The 14840-nt window shown below is 71.6% G+C and carries 17 protein-coding genes and 2 pseudogenes; 7 read left to right on the top strand and 12 right to left on the bottom strand.

Going from position 1 to position 14840, the window contains the following annotated elements; genetic code table 11:
• Nucleotides 1-162 (top strand): DUF397 domain-containing protein, encoded by a 162-nt coding sequence (locus BJF83_RS08565; protein WP_075925864.1) that lies wholly within the window; start codon nucleotides 1-3, stop codon nucleotides 160-162.
• 51 nt (nucleotides 163-213) lie between these two features.
• On the opposite strand, the gene BJF83_RS08560 is transcribed toward BJF83_RS08565, so the two are convergent.
• From BJF83_RS08560 to BJF83_RS27405, 4 genes are all read right to left on the bottom strand, one after another.
• Nucleotides 214-657: an ATP-binding protein gene (locus BJF83_RS08560; protein WP_075925863.1), complete on the bottom strand. Its 444-nt coding sequence runs from the start codon at nucleotides 655-657 to the stop codon at nucleotides 214-216.
• Nucleotides 654-1034, bottom strand: a complete 381-nt coding sequence (locus tag BJF83_RS08555; RefSeq protein ID WP_075925862.1) for a hypothetical protein — start codon at nucleotides 1032-1034, stop codon at nucleotides 654-656. Before BJF83_RS08555 ends, BJF83_RS08560 begins: the two co-directional genes overlap by 4 nt.
• 187 nt (nucleotides 1035-1221) lie before the next feature.
• Nucleotides 1222-1806, bottom strand: a complete 585-nt coding sequence (locus BJF83_RS28735; protein WP_262391408.1) for an amidase family protein — start codon at nucleotides 1804-1806, stop codon at nucleotides 1222-1224.
• Nucleotides 1806-2135, bottom strand: a complete 330-nt coding sequence (locus BJF83_RS27405; protein ID WP_075925861.1) for an acetyl-CoA carboxylase biotin carboxyl carrier protein subunit — start codon at nucleotides 2133-2135, stop codon at nucleotides 1806-1808. The genes BJF83_RS28735 and BJF83_RS27405 overlap by 1 nt, the downstream gene beginning before the upstream one ends.
• Nucleotides 2136-2346: 211 nt before the next feature.
• On the opposite strand from BJF83_RS27405, the gene BJF83_RS27400 reads away from it, so the two are divergent.
• Both BJF83_RS27400 and BJF83_RS08535 read left to right on the top strand, forming a co-directional pair.
• The gene (locus BJF83_RS27400; RefSeq protein ID WP_075925860.1) at nucleotides 2347-2811 is read left to right on the top strand and encodes a DUF6463 family protein; all 465 of its coding nucleotides are present in this window, start codon (nucleotides 2347-2349) and stop codon (nucleotides 2809-2811) included.
• Complete coding sequence (locus tag BJF83_RS08535; RefSeq protein WP_075925859.1) at nucleotides 2811-3386, top strand: TetR-like C-terminal domain-containing protein; 576 nt, start codon at nucleotides 2811-2813, stop codon at nucleotides 3384-3386. Before BJF83_RS27400 ends, BJF83_RS08535 begins: the two co-directional genes overlap by 1 nt.
• Here the strand turns inward: BJF83_RS08535 and BJF83_RS08530 are convergent.
• The 4 genes and pseudogenes from BJF83_RS08530 to BJF83_RS08515 form a co-directional block, all read right to left on the bottom strand.
• Entirely contained in the window at nucleotides 3383-4138 is a 756-nt protein-coding gene (locus tag BJF83_RS08530) for a hypothetical protein (protein WP_075925858.1), read from the bottom strand. The genes BJF83_RS08535 and BJF83_RS08530 overlap by 4 nt on opposite strands.
• 235 nt (nucleotides 4139-4373) lie before the next feature.
• Nucleotides 4374-4787, bottom strand: a pseudogene (locus tag BJF83_RS30940) (dihydrofolate reductase family protein); the annotation flags it as partial.
• A gap of 14 nt (nucleotides 4788-4801) precedes the next feature.
• The gene (locus BJF83_RS08520) at nucleotides 4802-5635 is read right to left on the bottom strand and encodes an SRPBCC domain-containing protein (protein WP_262391407.1); all 834 of its coding nucleotides are present in this window, start codon (nucleotides 5633-5635) and stop codon (nucleotides 4802-4804) included.
• Between the two features lie 298 nt (nucleotides 5636-5933).
• Complete coding sequence (locus BJF83_RS08515) at nucleotides 5934-7544, bottom strand: DASS family sodium-coupled anion symporter (protein WP_075925857.1); 1611 nt, start codon at nucleotides 7542-7544, stop codon at nucleotides 5934-5936.
• 404 nt (nucleotides 7545-7948) lie between these two features.
• Here BJF83_RS08515 and BJF83_RS08510 point away from each other — a divergent pair, with 404 nt between their 5' ends.
• The gene (locus BJF83_RS08510) at nucleotides 7949-8893 is read left to right on the top strand and encodes a TAXI family TRAP transporter solute-binding subunit (protein WP_075925856.1); all 945 of its coding nucleotides are present in this window, start codon (nucleotides 7949-7951) and stop codon (nucleotides 8891-8893) included.
• 82 nt (nucleotides 8894-8975) lie between these two features.
• On the opposite strand, the gene BJF83_RS08505 is transcribed toward BJF83_RS08510, so the two are convergent.
• From BJF83_RS08505 to BJF83_RS08490, 4 genes are all read right to left on the bottom strand, one after another.
• The gene (locus BJF83_RS08505; RefSeq protein ID WP_075925855.1) at nucleotides 8976-10391 is read right to left on the bottom strand and encodes a HAMP domain-containing sensor histidine kinase; all 1416 of its coding nucleotides are present in this window, start codon (nucleotides 10389-10391) and stop codon (nucleotides 8976-8978) included.
• A gap of 4 nt (nucleotides 10392-10395) precedes the next feature.
• Entirely contained in the window at nucleotides 10396-11064 is a 669-nt protein-coding gene (locus BJF83_RS08500; RefSeq protein WP_075925854.1) for a response regulator transcription factor, read from the bottom strand.
• Nucleotides 11065-11136: 72 nt separating this feature from the next.
• Nucleotides 11137-11436 carry a hypothetical protein gene (locus BJF83_RS08495; protein WP_075925853.1) on the bottom strand — a complete coding sequence of 100 codons (300 nt, stop codon included), beginning with the start codon at nucleotides 11434-11436 and terminating at the stop codon, nucleotides 11137-11139.
• Nucleotides 11437-11500: 64 nt separating this feature from the next.
• A complete protein-coding gene (locus BJF83_RS08490; protein ID WP_262391406.1) occupies nucleotides 11501-11830 on the bottom strand; it encodes a hypothetical protein in 330 nt (109 codons plus the stop codon).
• Nucleotides 11831-12025: 195 nt separating this feature from the next.
• On the opposite strand from BJF83_RS08490, the gene BJF83_RS08485 reads away from it, so the two are divergent.
• From BJF83_RS08485 to rox, 3 genes and pseudogenes are all read left to right on the top strand, one after another.
• On the top strand, nucleotides 12026-12832 hold the full coding sequence (locus BJF83_RS08485) for a helix-turn-helix transcriptional regulator (protein ID WP_075925852.1): 807 nt from the start codon (nucleotides 12026-12028) through the stop codon (nucleotides 12830-12832).
• Nucleotides 12832-13017: a DUF397 domain-containing protein gene (locus tag BJF83_RS08480; protein ID WP_394329311.1), complete on the top strand. Its 186-nt coding sequence runs from the start codon at nucleotides 12832-12834 to the stop codon at nucleotides 13015-13017. The genes BJF83_RS08485 and BJF83_RS08480 overlap by 1 nt, the downstream gene beginning before the upstream one ends.
• 283 nt (nucleotides 13018-13300) lie before the next feature.
• Nucleotides 13301-14727, top strand: a pseudogene (rox, locus tag BJF83_RS30430) (rifampin monooxygenase).
• The last annotated feature ends 113 nt before the right edge of the window (nucleotides 14728-14840 follow it).

Raw genomic sequence — 14840 nt, 5'->3', positions numbered from 1 at the left:
ATGTGGCACAAGTCCAGCTACAGCCCCTCAAGCGCCGACTGTGTGGAGGTCCGCGAGCACGAGTCCGGCGCCGAGGTCCGCGACACCAAACACCGCGAACACGGCTCCCTGGCCTTCGACACCGACCAGTGGGTCAAGCTGCTCGCGAGCGTCACCCGCTGACGCCCCGGTGCCCCGTGAACGGTCGCCTGTCCACGGGGCACCGGCGGCGGGTCAGATCGGGTCGAGGTCGAACGCCGCCCAGACCTGGGTGGCGTAGCCCGACCACTCGGGGAAGGCGTAAAACCCCCAACTGGTCGCCAGGTTCTCGACCAGCAGCAACCCGCGCTGCCCCTCGGCCGAGTCCCACTCGTCGGCGGTGCGCTCGGTGGGGATACGCGGCCGGGTCGGTCCGCCGGGGTCGCTGACGGCCACCCGCAGGATCCGCCCGTCCAGCAGGCACATCGTGCGGATGACCTCCCCACCCGGGCGGGCGTACTTGGCGGAGTTGGCCACGAGTTCGCTGGTGACGAGCTGGACGGCGTCCACCAGGTCCGGCTCGAAACCGACCAGGTCGCGACCGAGATCGGCCCGGACTCGGGCGAGTTCGGACAGCTCGCCCGCGTAGGAGCGGTAGGGCCAGTAGAGGCCCGGCACGATGATGTCGAGGGTGCTCACACCGCCACCGCCGCACGCCGCTGAGCCTGCTGCATCCGCTGCCGCTGCCAGGTGCGGACCAGGGCGGCGAGTTCGTCGAACTCCCCCGGCGTCGGCTGCACGGGCGCGGCGAGCAGGTCGCCCCCAGGCGGCCTCTGCTTGGGGATCCAGCCGTGCAGGCGGGCGGTGGCCTCGGCCTGGGCTCGCGCGGGATCGACGGCGAAGACGGGCTTCGGGACGGGAGGCGCGGTGGCCTCGACCGGGGCGGGCGCGTAGGGGCGGACCCGGGTGGAACGACGGCGGCGGGCGGCGGCCGAGTGACGGCCGCGTGCGGGGGTGAACAGCGCCTTCAGGTACATCCCGAGCAGGGCGAAGAAGGCCGCGCTATAATCGCGCATGCTGGCAATTCCTTTGCGTTAAAGGGTTGAGGTTGCTGGCCACGACCCCGGACGTGTTCAATCGTCGCGGGGTCTTCCGTGTATGAAGTTGGGTGTTCGGTAGCAGAATAGGGGGTGGGGGGAGTGGTGGGGGACTTTTCCGCGAAGTTCTTCGGAGAAAGTTCGACCGGGAGCACATCGCCGCAGCTCAGGAGGCATTAATTAAGGTCGATATCCCCACCTTGATCACGCCAGAACAATCCCGTTCGCCCGAAATGAATGGCTTTGATGGGCTACCGCGGAGCGCAGCGGAAAACCCCCGTTCGTCGCGCGACGAACGGGGGCTCCTCGCCTGACTCAGCCCTCCAGGGACGCCCGGTAGGCAAGCCACCCGCCGTGGCGGCTGATGTCCTCCGTGCCCTCGGCGGCGGATGGTTCGCAGCCGAACCCCACCACCGAAAAGCCCCGTGGCGAACTGGTCCAGGTTGGTCTTGCCGAGCACGAGCGCGCCAGCGTCCACCAGCCGCCGGACGGCGGTCGCGCTCGTCTCCGGGGTGTACGCGAACTCCGGGCAGGCCGCCGTGGTCGGCAGACCCGCCACGTCGATGTTGTCCTTGACCGCGACGACCGTCCCCGCCAGCGGCAGTTCCTCCCCGGCCGCGAGCCGGTCCTCGACCGCCTTCGCCGCCACGAGCAGGTCCGCTTCGGGGCGCGGGGTGATCCAGACCTCGGGCCGGTCAGCCTCGGCGATCCTCCGGTAGGCGTCGTGGACGCGTTCGGTGCGGGTGGGCATCAGGAGGCTCCTCCCTGCGTGATGACGGCCATGGCGCGCCCCGGGTCGAGGTGCTGTCCGGGTGCGACCTGGATGCCGGAGACCGTACCCGCGCGGGGCGCCCGGACCACGACCTCCGGCTTCATCGCCTCCAGCCGGACGATCGGCTGGCCCTCCTCGACCGTGTCGCGCGGACGCGCTGGTTGACGGGGGACCAGGGACTCGGTGAGGGCGCGGTTGCCGGAGGCCTGGGAGAGGGCGGCGTGGAACTCCTCGCGCATGAGGGCGTAGACCCGGTCGCGACGCGAGGTGGCCGTTCCGTCGCTCCTCTGGTCGGGCCGTGTATACATCGGTGTGTCCATGGGGCCCGACGGCAGGAAGGCCGTGCTTCGGGGGCCGCGTCGCGGCGTGAAGCCGGTGTTTCCCCGTGTTTCGCCCCGCTTCGCGCCTGGTCGGGCGGGGCGGCGGCGTTGACGGGGGGTCGGGTGGGAGGACTTTCTGCGGCGTGGCATATTACGAGACAAGTCGTTCCGAAACTGATCGTTCCATAAAGGAGTCGCCATGGCCTCCACCCGTTCCGAGCGCGCGGCCGCCCCCGACGCCGCCGCACCGCTGCGCCCGGTCGTGGTCGCCGGATGGTGCGTCACGGTCCTCGGTGTCGCCCACACCGTGATCGGCCTCCTCCTGACCACGACCCACGTCCCCGGCTGGTTCACCGGCACGCTGTGGGCGATCGGCGGGAGCCTGGCCGAGCCGCCCCCGTCCCTGGGGGCGTTCTGGCTGACCGTCGGTTCCTTCGGGGTGCCGGTGGCCACGCTGGGCCTGATCATCCGGTGGATGGGTCTGCGGGCGATCGTCCCTCCGGCCTTCGTCGCGTGGACGCTCGGCGTCTGGTGCACGGTGGCCGGGGCGATGTTCCCCTCGCCCTTCCCCCTGCTCTGGATCCCCGCCGTTCTGCTGATCGTCAGGGCGCGGCGCGCGGCCCGGGGCGGCGACGGCCGCGTGCGGCCGGAGGCGGCGCTCTGATGGTGGGCCGCCCCAGGGACGAACGGGTCGACCAGGCCATCCTGGCCGCGACCAGGGGGGTGCTCGCCGAGCAGGGCTACTCGCGGCTCACGGTGGACGCCGTCGCGGCGGCGGCCGGGGTGGGCAAGGCGGCCATCTACCGCCGGTACGCCTCCAAGCACGAACTGGTCTTCGCCGCCGCCGTCCACGACGTGGACCTGGAGCCGCCGCCCGACGGGGGGTCGCTCACCGCCGACCTGACCGCACTCGTCCGGGAGATCCTGGACTCGCTGGGCGCCCCGACCGCCCGGGCCGCCGCCCCCGGTCTGATCTCGGACTTCCTGAGCGATCCGGCCCTGGCCGACCGGTTCGAGGAGACCTTCCTCGCCCGGGAGCGGGCGTGTGTGCGGGCCGCCCTGGACCGGGCGGTCGCGCGGGGCGAGATCGAGGCGCCACCGGAGCGCGACCTGGCCCACTCACTGATCCTCGGGCCGGTGTTCGCGTGGCTGTACATCTTCCGGCGCCAGGAGGAGGAGTCCTTCGCCCGGGACCTGGTCGTCCGCGTGGAGGCCGCGCTGCGGCACACCCCGGTCTAGGGCGCAGCGGATCCGTCCGCGCCCTCGACGCCCTCGGCCGTCCTGGCCCGCCTGCGAGTGACGGAGAGGCGGAACCCGAACGCCGCCAGCGCGCTCAGCGGCAGCCAGACGGCCAGGACCGCCCAGAGGTTCTCACCCAGGCGGCTGGTCAGCACCAGGGCGAGGCACGCGATGGCGATCAGCGTGCCGGAGAGGCCCAGCGTCGCGCCCATCCCCTCGGTCGGCTCGGGTTCGTGAAGGCGGGCCAGCCGCCACAGGCTCGTGGCCGCCAAGAGGAGGCCGCTGGGGACGCTGACCAGCGCGCCGATGAGGACCCGCGTGCGCAGGTCGGCCGGGGCGTCCCTGGTCGCCTGGGTCCGGTCCTCGAACGCGATCTCGGTCAGCTCGCCTCGCCAGACGGTACCGGTGACCCGGTCTCCCACGTCGAGCCGGTGGACGACGGGACCCCGGTCGCCGTAGGAGGACTCCCACGTGCCGCCGCGCGCGTCCGTCAGGACCGTGGTGTACGACGGGCTCCTGGTGCCGCGGTCGTCCAGGTGGACATCCGACACGGTGAGCTCCACCGTCCACAGGCAGTCGGAGGGCCCGGCCGGGGCCGAGGAACACGGCCCCGCCGCCCGGTAGTCCTCCAGGTCGGCGGTGCCGTCCGGGGCGATCGCGGCGACCGCGAGGGTGGGGAGCGCGACGATCCCGAGACCGAACAGCAGAGTGAGCAAGCTCGTGAAACCGTTGCGCAGGAGCCAGTGGGTCATGTCCCCATTGTCCAATTTGCGAAGTTCGGCGGCGCACCGCCCCGCTCCCCCTCAGACGAGATCCCGTGCCCCCGCGTTGCATGGCTCCCCGGCGGTCATCCGGCTGAGGACGCGCCGTCCGGGGCGGGCCGGTAGCAGAGGCGGACCACGCCCGAGGGGAAGGTCGTCGCGCGGTGAACTCCAGCCGGACGGGTCCGATGCCGTCGAGGATCCGCGGCCCGGTCGCCCACAGGTACGGGCTGACGGTGAACCAGAACTCGTCGACCAGACCGTGGGCGATCAGGTCGCGGGCGAGTTCACCGGCGGCGGGATGGACGATGTCGCCGTCGTGTTCCTCCTTGAGCGCCCTCACGGCGTCGGCGAGGTCTCCGTCGAGCAGGGTGGCGTTCCACTCCAGCGGCGCGCGCAGCGTTCGGGACGCGACGTACTTGGGCATGCCGTTCATCCGCGCCGCGTACGCCCCGAACCCCGGAACGCCCGCGAGTTCGGGCCACACCGTGGACAGGCCCTCGTAGGTCCTGCGCCCGAGCAGCATGGCGTCGGCCGCCCGCCACATCTCCAACGAGGCCCGCATGCTGTCGGGGTCGGTGACCAGCCACCCACCGCTCGACGCGGGTACCGGCGCCTCGAAGGCGCCGTTGACGGTCATGGCGGTGTTGATGATCAGTCGTCCCATGAGCTTCTCCTGTCGGTGCTGGCAGTGCTGCCGGTGTCGGGCGCGTCCGCGGCGATGCGCGCCGCGAGCTGGTCGAGGCTCTGGCCGAAGCCGATCTCGATGCCGGCGACGAAGTCGGCGGACTCGACCGTGCTGTCGGTGATCAGGTAGCCGACGTCGAGATCGGTCCCGGCCCCGGTGGGTCGGAGCGTGATGGCGACGTGGGCGGTGAAGGCGGGGCCGCCGTCGGGCAGCAGGGGCGAGAGCCGGTAGACGAGGCGCTCACCGGGGGCCGCCTCCTCGACGACCCCCTCCGCGCGCCCGACGACCGGCTCGGAGCCGTCGGTGTCCTCGGCCTCGCGGTACTCCTGGAGGATCCGACCGCCCGGACGCGCCTCGAAGACGAGTTCGGAGGTGCGCAGGCTCTCGGGCGTCCACCACCGGGCGAGCAGGGACGCCTCGGTGAGGTGGCGCCAGACCGTCTCCGAGTCTCCCGCCAGGGCGCGGTGGAACCCGAACGAGCGCCCGTCGGCCCACCCCGCCCCCTCCTCGGCCGCGAGCCGCTCGGTGCCCATGCTGAGCCCGTAGCGGTCGAAGACGGCCTGGGGGCCCTCGGCCCGCTCCGTGGCGTCGGCGAGCCGCCCGAGCGCGGCCGCCAGGTCCCGCAGTGGACCGGGGCGAAGCGCGTAGACGCGGCGCTGACCGGTGCGCTGGGAGGTGACGACTCCGGCGCGCTCCAGGGTCTGCAGGTGTTTGGTGGTCTGCGGCTGGCGCGCCCCGGCGAGCCGGGCGAGGACGCGACCGACCGGGGCCGCTCGGCCAGCAGGTGCACGAGCCGCCACCGGGCCGGGTCGGCCAGTGCCGCGAGGAGTTCGTCCATGCCCAGAAGTATTCCTCAAGAAGAATATTCGTGTCAAGGAATATCTCCGGTCCCGTACACGCGAAAGGGCCGTGCACGGCGTTCACCGTGCACGGCCCCGGGAACGGGCGGCCTGGTCCGAACGGACCGTGAGAGCCACGGGAGCACCGTCCGGCCAGGCCGCCTCGGGTCAGGGGCGTTCCGGCGGATTGGGTGCCCCGGTGGGGCGGGTCACCCCGGGACGCGCGCCCGACCCTGTGGGGAGAGAGCTCCGAGCAGCCCTACAACGGGATCCGCAGCGCCCAGCCGGCGAGCGCGTACATCCCGAGCAGGATGACGAACAGCGCCGCGAGGTTGAGGAACACGCCGCCGCGCATCATCTGGTTGATGTTCACGTAGCCCGACCCGAAGGCGATGGCGTTGGGCGGCGTGGCCACCGGCAGCATGAACGCCATCGACGCGGCCAGGACCGCCGGGACCACCAGGACCAGGACGTCGACGTCGAGCCCGGCGGCGACACCGCCCAGGACCGGCAGGAAGGTCGACGTGGTGGCGGTGTTGCTGGTGAGTTCGGTCAGCATCAGCACGATCGCGGTGACGGCCAGAACGAGCACCCAGACCGGCACTCCGCCGAGCGCGGAGACCTGGCCGCCGATCCAGGCGCTCAGGCCGGACGCGGTGAACTGGCCGGAGATCGCGATGCCGCCGCCGAACAGCAGCAGGATGCCCCACGGCAGGGTGACCGCGGTGTCCCAGTCCAACAGGCGCGTGGTCCGGTCCGCCGGGATGAGGAAGAGCGCGACCGCCACGGCCATGGCGACAACGGGATCGGTGATGCTGCCGAGCCACGGCAGCGCGCCGCCGACGACCTCGTTCCCGGCCAGCATCGGCACGAAGATCCAGGCCGTCGCCGCCGTGACGAACACGGCCAGGACCAGCTTCTCCGGCCGCGAGACGGGGCCCATCGCGCGCAGCTCCTCGCGGATCAGGTCCTGGGCGCCCTCGATCCGTTGGACGCTCGGCCGGAAGATCAGGCGGGCCAGCAGGATCCAGGCGAGGAGGAGGAAGACGGCGGCGATCGGAAGGCCGACGATCATCCACTGGCCGAACCCGATGGTGATGTCGTGGAACTCGGACAGGTACGCGACCATCAGCACGTTGGGCGGCGTGCCGATCAGCGTGGCGACCGAGCCGATCGAGGCGGAGTAGGCGATCCCGAGCATGAGCGCGGTGGCGAAGTTCGCGTCCGTCCTACCGCCCCGGAACTGTGTGATCAGGGCGATGACCGACAGTCCGACCGGCAGCATCATCACGGTCGTGGCCGTGTTGGAGACCCACATGGAGATGAACGCGGTCGCCGCCATGAACCCGCCGACGAGCCCGACGGTGTTGGAGCCGACCTTGGACACGATGGTCAGCGCGATGCGCTTGTGCAGGTTCCACCGCTGCATGGCCAGGGCGAGCATGAACCCGCCCATGAACAGGAAGATGGTCGGCGAGCCGTAGGACGGCGCGACGTCGCCCACGGCCACGCCGTCGATGAGGACCGGGAAGGCCACCAGGGGCAGCAGCGAGGTGACGGGGATCGGAATGGCCTCGGTTGCCCACCAGGTCGCGATGAACACGGTGACGGCCGCGACCAGACGGCCGTTGACCGCCGGGTCGCCCATGCCCCCGCCGTCGGGCAGCGGTAGCGGCATGTCGGGGAGCAGGAAGAAGGTCAGCAGACCGAGCACCGGCCCGAGGATGAGCCCGATCCCGCGCGCAAGGGGGTTGACGTCGCGGTCGCCGCCGGCGCGGTCCTTGTCCGGGGAGACGGAATCCCGGGGGGCGGATTCCCGGGGGACGGGCGCGCTGTCGCGCGCGCCGGCGCCGGGGTCGTCGGTGACCATGGTGTTCCTCCTGTGCGGGCGAGGGGTGACGGTCGATGCCGGGCACCCGCCGGGCGAAACCTGGAGCGGCGGCGTCGCTCGCGGTTTCCCCGTGATGACACGGTCGTGGTGGAGTGATGGTGGTCACGTGGGCGGTTGCCCCGCAATCCGCGCGGGGAAGAGTTGGGATTCCCCTGACATTGCGGCACCGTGTGCCCCCGAGGTCGGACGCGCCGTCATCGGTGCCTCGTGTGTGCCCGCACCGCTCGCGGGTTTGGGGAGTGCGCCGCAGGCGTAGGAGTGTGCCCCGTGCCCCATTCCGCGCGCTCCGCCGTCCCGCGCGACGGGCCCGGGTGGCGTCGCGTCGGGACGTCGCACGGCGGAGCACGTGCCCGTGGCGTACGTCCCGGGTCTAGGCTGCGGATATGCGAGCGAGGGGACCGGACCGGCGCAGCGTGCTGGTCGGCGCGACTGCCGCCGTCGTCGGCGGACTCACCGCGTGCGGACACGGGGACGTGCCCGCACCTCCGGAGTTGGTGATCGCGACCGGACCGCCCGGCGCGGTGTACCGGGAGATCGGCGGGGCTCTGGCCGACGTCCTGGACGAGCGGATGCCAGGGACCGATGTCCGGTCCGTGGAGAGCGGCGCGTCGCTGGACAACGTGCGGCTGCTCGCGTCCGGGCAGGCACAACTGGGGCTGGCCAACCTGGACCTGGTGACGGCGGAGGAGGTGACCGAGTCCGAGGGGTTGTCCGCGATCGGGCGCGTCTACGACAGCTTTCTGCACCTGCTCGTCATGGCCGACTCTCCCGTGCGGGAGCTCGCCGACCTGGAAGGGCTGCGGGTGTCCCTGGGCGCATCCGACTCCGGCACCGAGTTCACGACCACCCGGATCGCCGACGCCTACGGGCTGACCGTGGACGCCGTCCTGGTGAACCAGGCCGACTCCGCCGACCTGCTGAGCCGGGGCGAGCTGGACGCCATGCTCTCGCTGACGGGAATCCCGACACCGGCCATCGCGAGCCTGGCACTGCGCCGCACCGTGCGCCTGATCGATCTGAGCGAAGCCGCCGACGCGTTGGCGCAGGCCCACCCCGAGGCGTACTTCCCCGCCTCGATCCCCGCCACCACCTACGAGGGCGTGCCCACGACGCCGACGCTGTCCGTCCCCAACCTGCTCCTGTGCCGGAACGACCTCGACGAGGACCTCGCCCACCTGGTCGCCGACACCCTGTTCACCCGTTCCACGCACTTGGCGGCCACCCGCCCGGAGGCGGCCCAGATCAACGTCCGTACCGGGATCTCGACCGGGGACGTCCCCCTGCACCCGGGGGCCGAGCGCTGGTTCCGCGACAACAAGCCGATCTGAGCACGACCGTCACCGCCGCCGCGACGGCGCGCGACCCTCTCTGCGCCCTCCTCCAGGCACGAGTCCCCTTCCGGGCGGGCTCCTACTCCGGCGACGCCCCCGGAAGCGCGAGGACCGCGGCCAAGCCTGGCCGGTCGCCCTCCGCCAACCCCTCCTCCAGCAGGAACTCCCCACCCGCCTCCCGGGCCAGGTCCGCGACGATCGCCAACCCCATGCCGGTGCCCTCCACGTTCTGGTGCCGCGACGACCGCCAGAACCGGTCCACCGCCGATCTGCGCTCCTGCTCCGTCAGCCCGACGCCGTCGTCGAACACCCCGATCCGCACCCGGTCCCCCTCCCCCGACCCTGCACGCCCGGCCCGCACCCGCACCTCGATCCGCGTTCCCCCCGACAGCCGGAACGCGTTGCTGACCAACTCGTCGAGGATGCTGCCCAGACCGCCCGCCGGGGCCCGCACCCACACCCCCTCCGGCACGTCCGCGGCCAGGACGAACCCGCGCGCCCCGCACAGTGCCCGCCACCGGTCCACGCGCGTGCCCAGCACCTGCCCCAGCTCGACCGCCTCCGTGCCCGTCACGCTCTCCAGGCGGGTGGCGGCGAGCAGCGAGTTCAGCGTGCGGTGCATGTGCGTGGCCTCGTCGACCGCGACCTCGTGCGCCTCCCGTGCCTCGGGGCCGCTCAGATGCGGAGCGAGGTTCTCCACCGACAGCCGCAGACTCGCCAGGGGGTTGCGCAGCTGGTGGGAGGCCTCGGAGACGAATGCGCGCTGTCGGTCCAAGGCACGCCGCACGACCTCCACCATCGTGTTGAACGACTCCGTCAGCCGCCGCAGTTCGGGCGGTCCGCCCGCCGCGTCGACGCGCACGTCGAGGTCGCCCGAGGCGACCGCGGTGGTGGCGGCGTCCAGGCGGCGGATCGGCCGCAGCACCCACCGGGACAACGGCGGCGCCGACGCGGTCAGCAGGGCCAACGGCACCAGGCTGGCCAGGGCGATCCAGCCCCACGCGGTGCGCACGTCCGAGGCCAGCCGCTTCGTCGGGGCGACCAGCACCACCACTCCGACGACCTCGCTGTCCCGGCCGATCGGCTCGGCCACGACCATCGGCGCGGTCGTCCAGGGCCAGACCGCGCCGGGCGGCTCCGGACGCGCACCCGCCATGGCGGCCGTGACGCCCGTCCGCGTCGTCACCCCCGCGATCACGCCCTCCAGCCGTTCGACACTCCCCGAACCGCCGACCACCCGCCCGTCCGGGGCGACGATCGAGGCCGGGACGCCGTACAGGTCCTCGTAACGGGCCATCTCCTGGGTGAGGGCGTCGGGCCGGTCGGTCTCCAGCGCCGTTCTGGCCAGCGCGGCGAACCGTCCCGCGTCCGCCAGCAGGTCCACGTACACGCCCTGGGTGCGCTGCTGGGCGATCACCCCGCCGATGGGCACCGCGACCGCCGCGACCAGGACGAACACGGCCGGGAGCAGCAGGGCGAGCAGGCGCCGGAGCACGGTGTCACGCCTCGTCGAGCAGGTAGCCGACGCCCCGTACCGTGCGGATGCGCACCGCCGAGCCGAGTTTGGCGCGCAGCGAGGCGATGTGGGTGTCCAGTGTGCGCGACGACGCCTCCCAGGACGCGCCCCAGACCTGGTCGAGGATCTGGTCGCGGGCGACCACCGACGACGAGCGCGACGCCAACAGGGTGAGAAGGTCGAACTCCTTGCGCGTCAGGTGCAGGTCGCGTTCGCCCATGCGGGCCTCGCGGGTGCCCGGGTCCAGGGTGAGCGCGCCGACGTCGACGGTCGGTGCGGCGTCCGTCGCCTCGGCGCGCGCGACCCGGGTGCGGCGCAGGACGGCGTCGATGCGGGCGAGGAGTTCGGCGACGCCGAAGGGCTTGACCACGTAGTCGTCCGCGCCCGCCCGCAGGCCGCGTACCCGTTCGCGCTCCTCTCCCCGCGCGGTCACGGCGATGATCGCCGTCTGGGGCCGCTCCCTCAGGCGGCGCAGGAGGTCGATGCCATCGGCGTCGGGGAGGCCGAGGTCGAGCAGGACGACGTCGGCGGGCGGGGCCGACAGGGCGCGTTCGGCCGTGGCGACCCGGTGGACGTCGAAGGAGGCCGATCGCAGCGCGGTGACCAGTCCGCGCGCGACCCGGTCGTCGTCCTCGACCACGAGTATGCGCATGTCCTGGATGTTAGGCGCTGGCGGCGTCCCCGTCGTGTCCGAGCAGGCCGGGCAGGGCCCTGAGGGAGTCGATCAGGCGGCGGATGTCGGCGGCTCCCGCGTCGCGCCGATGCTCAGGGCGAGGCGGTGCACCTGCGCCAGGGACGCCACGGCACCGGAGATCGGGAAGGGTTCCCCCGAAGTCCGGGCGACCTCCGGGCGGCGGTCGATCAACACCCGCACCGCCCGGGCCAGGTCGCGGGTGCGGTCCTCGTCGGGTCGGGGGTCCCCGTCGTGGTCGGCGAGCCGCGTTCGGGCCGCAGGCGTCAGGTCGGTCCGCGTGCGGTGGCGGCGGGGCAGGGGTGAACGGTCGGCCTGTGGCTGCGGGGTCATGGTCGGCTTCCTGGGTCTGTGGCCGGGTGCGCTCCGAGCAAAGGCGCACGTCTGGTTCGGGGGGTCAGTGCCGGGCCGCGGGAGGCCGGGGGCACGGGCTGTGGAACACGGCGTTGACCGAGGTCCACGCGCATCCGGCGACCGGGCAGCGCCAGTAGGACGCGGGATGCGTGCGGGAGATCGTCGCCTGGGCGCGACGGATCCCGCGTTCCAGCTCCTCCGGCGAGGCGGCGCGGATCGGTTCGACGTCGGCGTCGCCCTGGTAGAAGGCGAAGTACCGGCGCGCCGCGGGAGCCCACATCACCCACCACAGGCGGCGGTGCCGCTCGTGCAGCCGCTCGGCGGCGCGATACTGCGCGTGGTCATCGCTCACGTGCCAGGCCACCGTGTTCACCGTGCTTCCTTGCGTCCCGATTTCGGGGGTATGCGTGAATGCACGAGGGATTCCGTTCGTGCAGGTCAAACCGTTGTTTTCAGGAAGCCTGCCAACACTTCAGACCATGGGTCTAGGGTTATCGAACAAGTCGATCTCATTCGGATGGCTCGCGATGGGATTCGATTTCCCTGCGATACCAGCGGTGAGGCAGCGATGAAGACCGACCCCGCGAAGCTCCGATTCGGCGCTCTACTGCGCAAGTACCGCAACCGAGCCGGGATGACGCAGCAGGAGCTGGCCAGAGCTGCGGCGGTGTCGCAGAGCGCGGTGAGCGAACTGGAGACCGGAGCGAAAGGGACGACCCGTGACTATGTAACGCGCCTGGACGCCGCGCTTATCGCTCGTGGGGTCCTGGTCAACTCCTGGGATGCGTACTTCTCCCCGAACGGGATGATCGACTACTTCAAGGAGACCGCCGACAGGGAGCAAGACTCGCCAGAGATTCGCCAGTATGGCTTGGGTCTCGTCCCGGGCCTCGTCCAGACGGAGTGCTACGCCCGCGCTATCACGCAGCTTGGCTCGCCGCACACCACTCCCGAACAGGTTGACTCGTTGGTGCGGACCCGCATGCGGCGACAGGAAATCCTGGACCGCCCGCATCCTCCGGTCTTCACCGCCATTCTGGACGAAAGCACCCTCATGCGCACGTTCAGCGACCCCGGAGTGATGCGTGCCCAGATCAACCGATTGATCACGCTCTCCTACCGACCGCGCATCACCATCCAGGTGGTGCCGATGATGACGGAGGGACATCCCGGCCTGGAAGGGTCCTTTAAGCTGATGACCGTTTCCGACGGTGACGAACTCGCCTACATTGAGGGGCACCAAGCAGGCCTGACCATCAAGGAGCCCCGGCTTGTTGAGAGCTACAAGCGAGTGTTCGGCGAACTCCAGGGCACCGCGCTCACTGTCCCCGACTCCCGGGCACGGATGGCAGAGATTCGAGGAGAACTCCCGTGATGAGTGAGCTCTGGACCAAGTCCAGCTACAGCAACCACCAGGGCGGCGACTGCGTGGAGGCCCGTGGCGTCCTGGCGGCCTCGACCATCGCCATGCGCGACACCCAGAACCGTGGCCTCGGCTCCCTCCGCTTCCCCGGCGGGGAGTGGACGGCCCTGATCGACACCCTCAGACAGCACGGCTAGCAACGGACACCCCGAGCGGCGCGTTCCGGCGGGAGCGTCGCCCCTGCCCGTTCCCGGCGTCCGCTGACACGCGGCGGTGGTACGGCACGAGTGCGTCACGTCACTTCCGGGCGGAAAAAACAAAGGCAAGGAGATAAATTCGCTCCCTGCCACTCTTAATGTATAGCGCACCCCGGGGCTTGCGGCAAGACCCGGGTCGTGGCGCACAATCTCCCATCGAAGCCAGAAACAGCGGGAATCCAGAACCCGCGCACCTGGCTGGATTTCGACACATGGGGGATGGATGTTCGACGTGATCGTGGTCGGCGGCGGGCCGACCGGCCTGATGCTGGCCAGTGAGTTGAGACTGCACGGCGTGCGCGTGGCCGTGCTGGAGACGCTGACCGAGCCGACCAGGCAGTCCCGCGCCCAGGGTCTGCACGTGCGCAGCATCGAGATCATGGACCAGCGCGGCCTGCTGGACCGGTTCCTCACACTCGGCAGGCAGTTCGCCACCGGCGGCTTCTTCGCCGCCATCGACAGGGCGTGGCCCGAACGGCTGGACACCGCGCACCCCTACGTCCTGGCCATCCCGCAGCAGGTCACCGAACGCCTGTTGGCCGAGCGCGCCGCCGAACTCGGCGTCGAGATCCAGCGCGGCGGCGAAGTGGTCGGGGTGAGCCAGGACGGGGACGGCGTGACGGCCGAACTCGCCGACGGCACGCGGCTGCGCTCGCGCTACCTGGTGGGCTGCGACGGGGGCCGCAGCACGGTACGCAAGGGGCTCGGCGTCGCGTTCCCCGGCGAGCCCGCCAAGGTCGAGACTCTGCTCGGCGAGATGGAACTGACCGAGGATCCGGAGACGCTCGCCTCCGTGACGGCCGAGGTCCGCAGGACCCACCTCCGGTTCGCGCGGTCCCCATCGGGGAGGGGGTGTACCGCGTCATCGTGCCCGCCGAGGGTGTGGCCGAGGACCGGGCGACCGCGCCGACCCTGGAGGAGTTCCAACGGCAGCTGCGGGCCTTCGCGGGCACCGATTTCGGCATCCACTCACCGCGCTGGCTGTCCCGGTTCGGCGACGCGACCCGGCAGGCCGAGCGCTACCGGGTCGGCCGGGTGTTCCTGGCCGGGGACGCAGCGCACATCCACCCGCCGACCGGCGGCCAGGGGCTCAACCTCGGCGTGCAGGACGCGGTCAACCTCGGCTGGAAGCTGGCCGCCGCGGTCAACGGCTGGGCGCCGGACGGGTTGCTCGACACCTACCACGCCGAACGGCACCCGGTGGCCGCCGACGTGCTGGACAACACCCGCGCGCAGATGGCACTGCTGTCCCCCGAGCCGGGTCCCCGGGCGGTCCGCAAACTGCTGTCGGAGCTGATGGAGTTCGAGGAGGTGAACCGGTACCTGATCGGAAAGGTCACCGCGATCGGGGTCCGCTACGACTTCGGCGAGGGCCATGACCTGCTCGGCCGGCGGCTGCGCGACATCGGCCTGAAACGGGGGCGGCTCTACGGTCTGATGCACGGCGGGCGCGGAATCCTCCTCGACCAGACGGGCGGGCTGTCGGTCGGGGGCTGGACGGACCGGGTCGACCACGTCGTCGACACCAGCGAGGAACTGGAGCCGCCCGCCGTGCTGCTGCGGCCGGACGGCCATGTGGCGTGGGTCGGCCAGGACCAGCGGGACCTGGTCGGCCACCTGCGGACGTGGTTCGGCTCAGCCGACGACTGACAGCGCGACCGCGATGTGAGGAATTCTCACCCAAGGAGCTCAACAGCGACGGGGCCGTGCTGCTGCGCGACGGACCCCGCCACGTCCTGGCGGTCGTGGTCGAGCGCCAGAAC

It is taken from the genome of Nocardiopsis sp. CNR-923, assembly GCF_001942255.1.
GTDB lineage: Bacteria > Actinomycetota > Actinomycetes > Streptosporangiales > Streptosporangiaceae > Nocardiopsis.
Note: the sequence above shows the minus strand (reverse complement) of the source record. Positions and strands in the feature narration are given on the sequence as shown.

Coding starts and splice junctions, on each gene's coding strand:
- BJF83_RS08565 (WP_075925864.1), top strand. CDS start 1: ATGTGGCACAAGTCCAGCTACAGCCCCTCAAGCGCCGACTGTGTGGAG.
- BJF83_RS08555 (WP_075925862.1), bottom strand. CDS start 1,034: ATGCGCGATTATAGCGCGGCCTTCTTCGCCCTGCTCGGGATGTACCTG.
- BJF83_RS28735 (WP_262391408.1), bottom strand. CDS start 1,806: ATGCCCACCCGCACCGAACGCGTCCACGACGCCTACCGGAGGATCGCC.
- BJF83_RS27405 (WP_075925861.1), bottom strand. CDS start 2,135: ATGTATACACGGCCCGACCAGAGGAGCGACGGAACGGCCACCTCGCGT.
- BJF83_RS27400 (WP_075925860.1), top strand. CDS start 2,347: ATGGCCTCCACCCGTTCCGAGCGCGCGGCCGCCCCCGACGCCGCCGCA.
- BJF83_RS08535 (WP_075925859.1), top strand. CDS start 2,811: ATGGTGGGCCGCCCCAGGGACGAACGGGTCGACCAGGCCATCCTGGCC.
- BJF83_RS08530 (WP_075925858.1), bottom strand. CDS start 4,138: ATGACCCACTGGCTCCTGCGCAACGGTTTCACGAGCTTGCTCACTCTG.
- BJF83_RS08515 (WP_075925857.1), bottom strand. CDS start 7,544: ATGGTCACCGACGACCCCGGCGCCGGCGCGCGCGACAGCGCGCCCGTC.
- BJF83_RS08510 (WP_075925856.1), top strand. CDS start 7,949: ATGCGAGCGAGGGGACCGGACCGGCGCAGCGTGCTGGTCGGCGCGACT.
- BJF83_RS08500 (WP_075925854.1), bottom strand. CDS start 11,064: ATGCGCATACTCGTGGTCGAGGACGACGACCGGGTCGCGCGCGGACTG.
- BJF83_RS08495 (WP_075925853.1), bottom strand. CDS start 11,436: ATGACCCCGCAGCCACAGGCCGACCGTTCACCCCTGCCCCGCCGCCAC.
- BJF83_RS08485 (WP_075925852.1), top strand. CDS start 12,026: ATGAAGACCGACCCCGCGAAGCTCCGATTCGGCGCTCTACTGCGCAAG.
- BJF83_RS08480 (WP_394329311.1), top strand. CDS start 12,832: ATGAGTGAGCTCTGGACCAAGTCCAGCTACAGCAACCACCAGGGCGGC.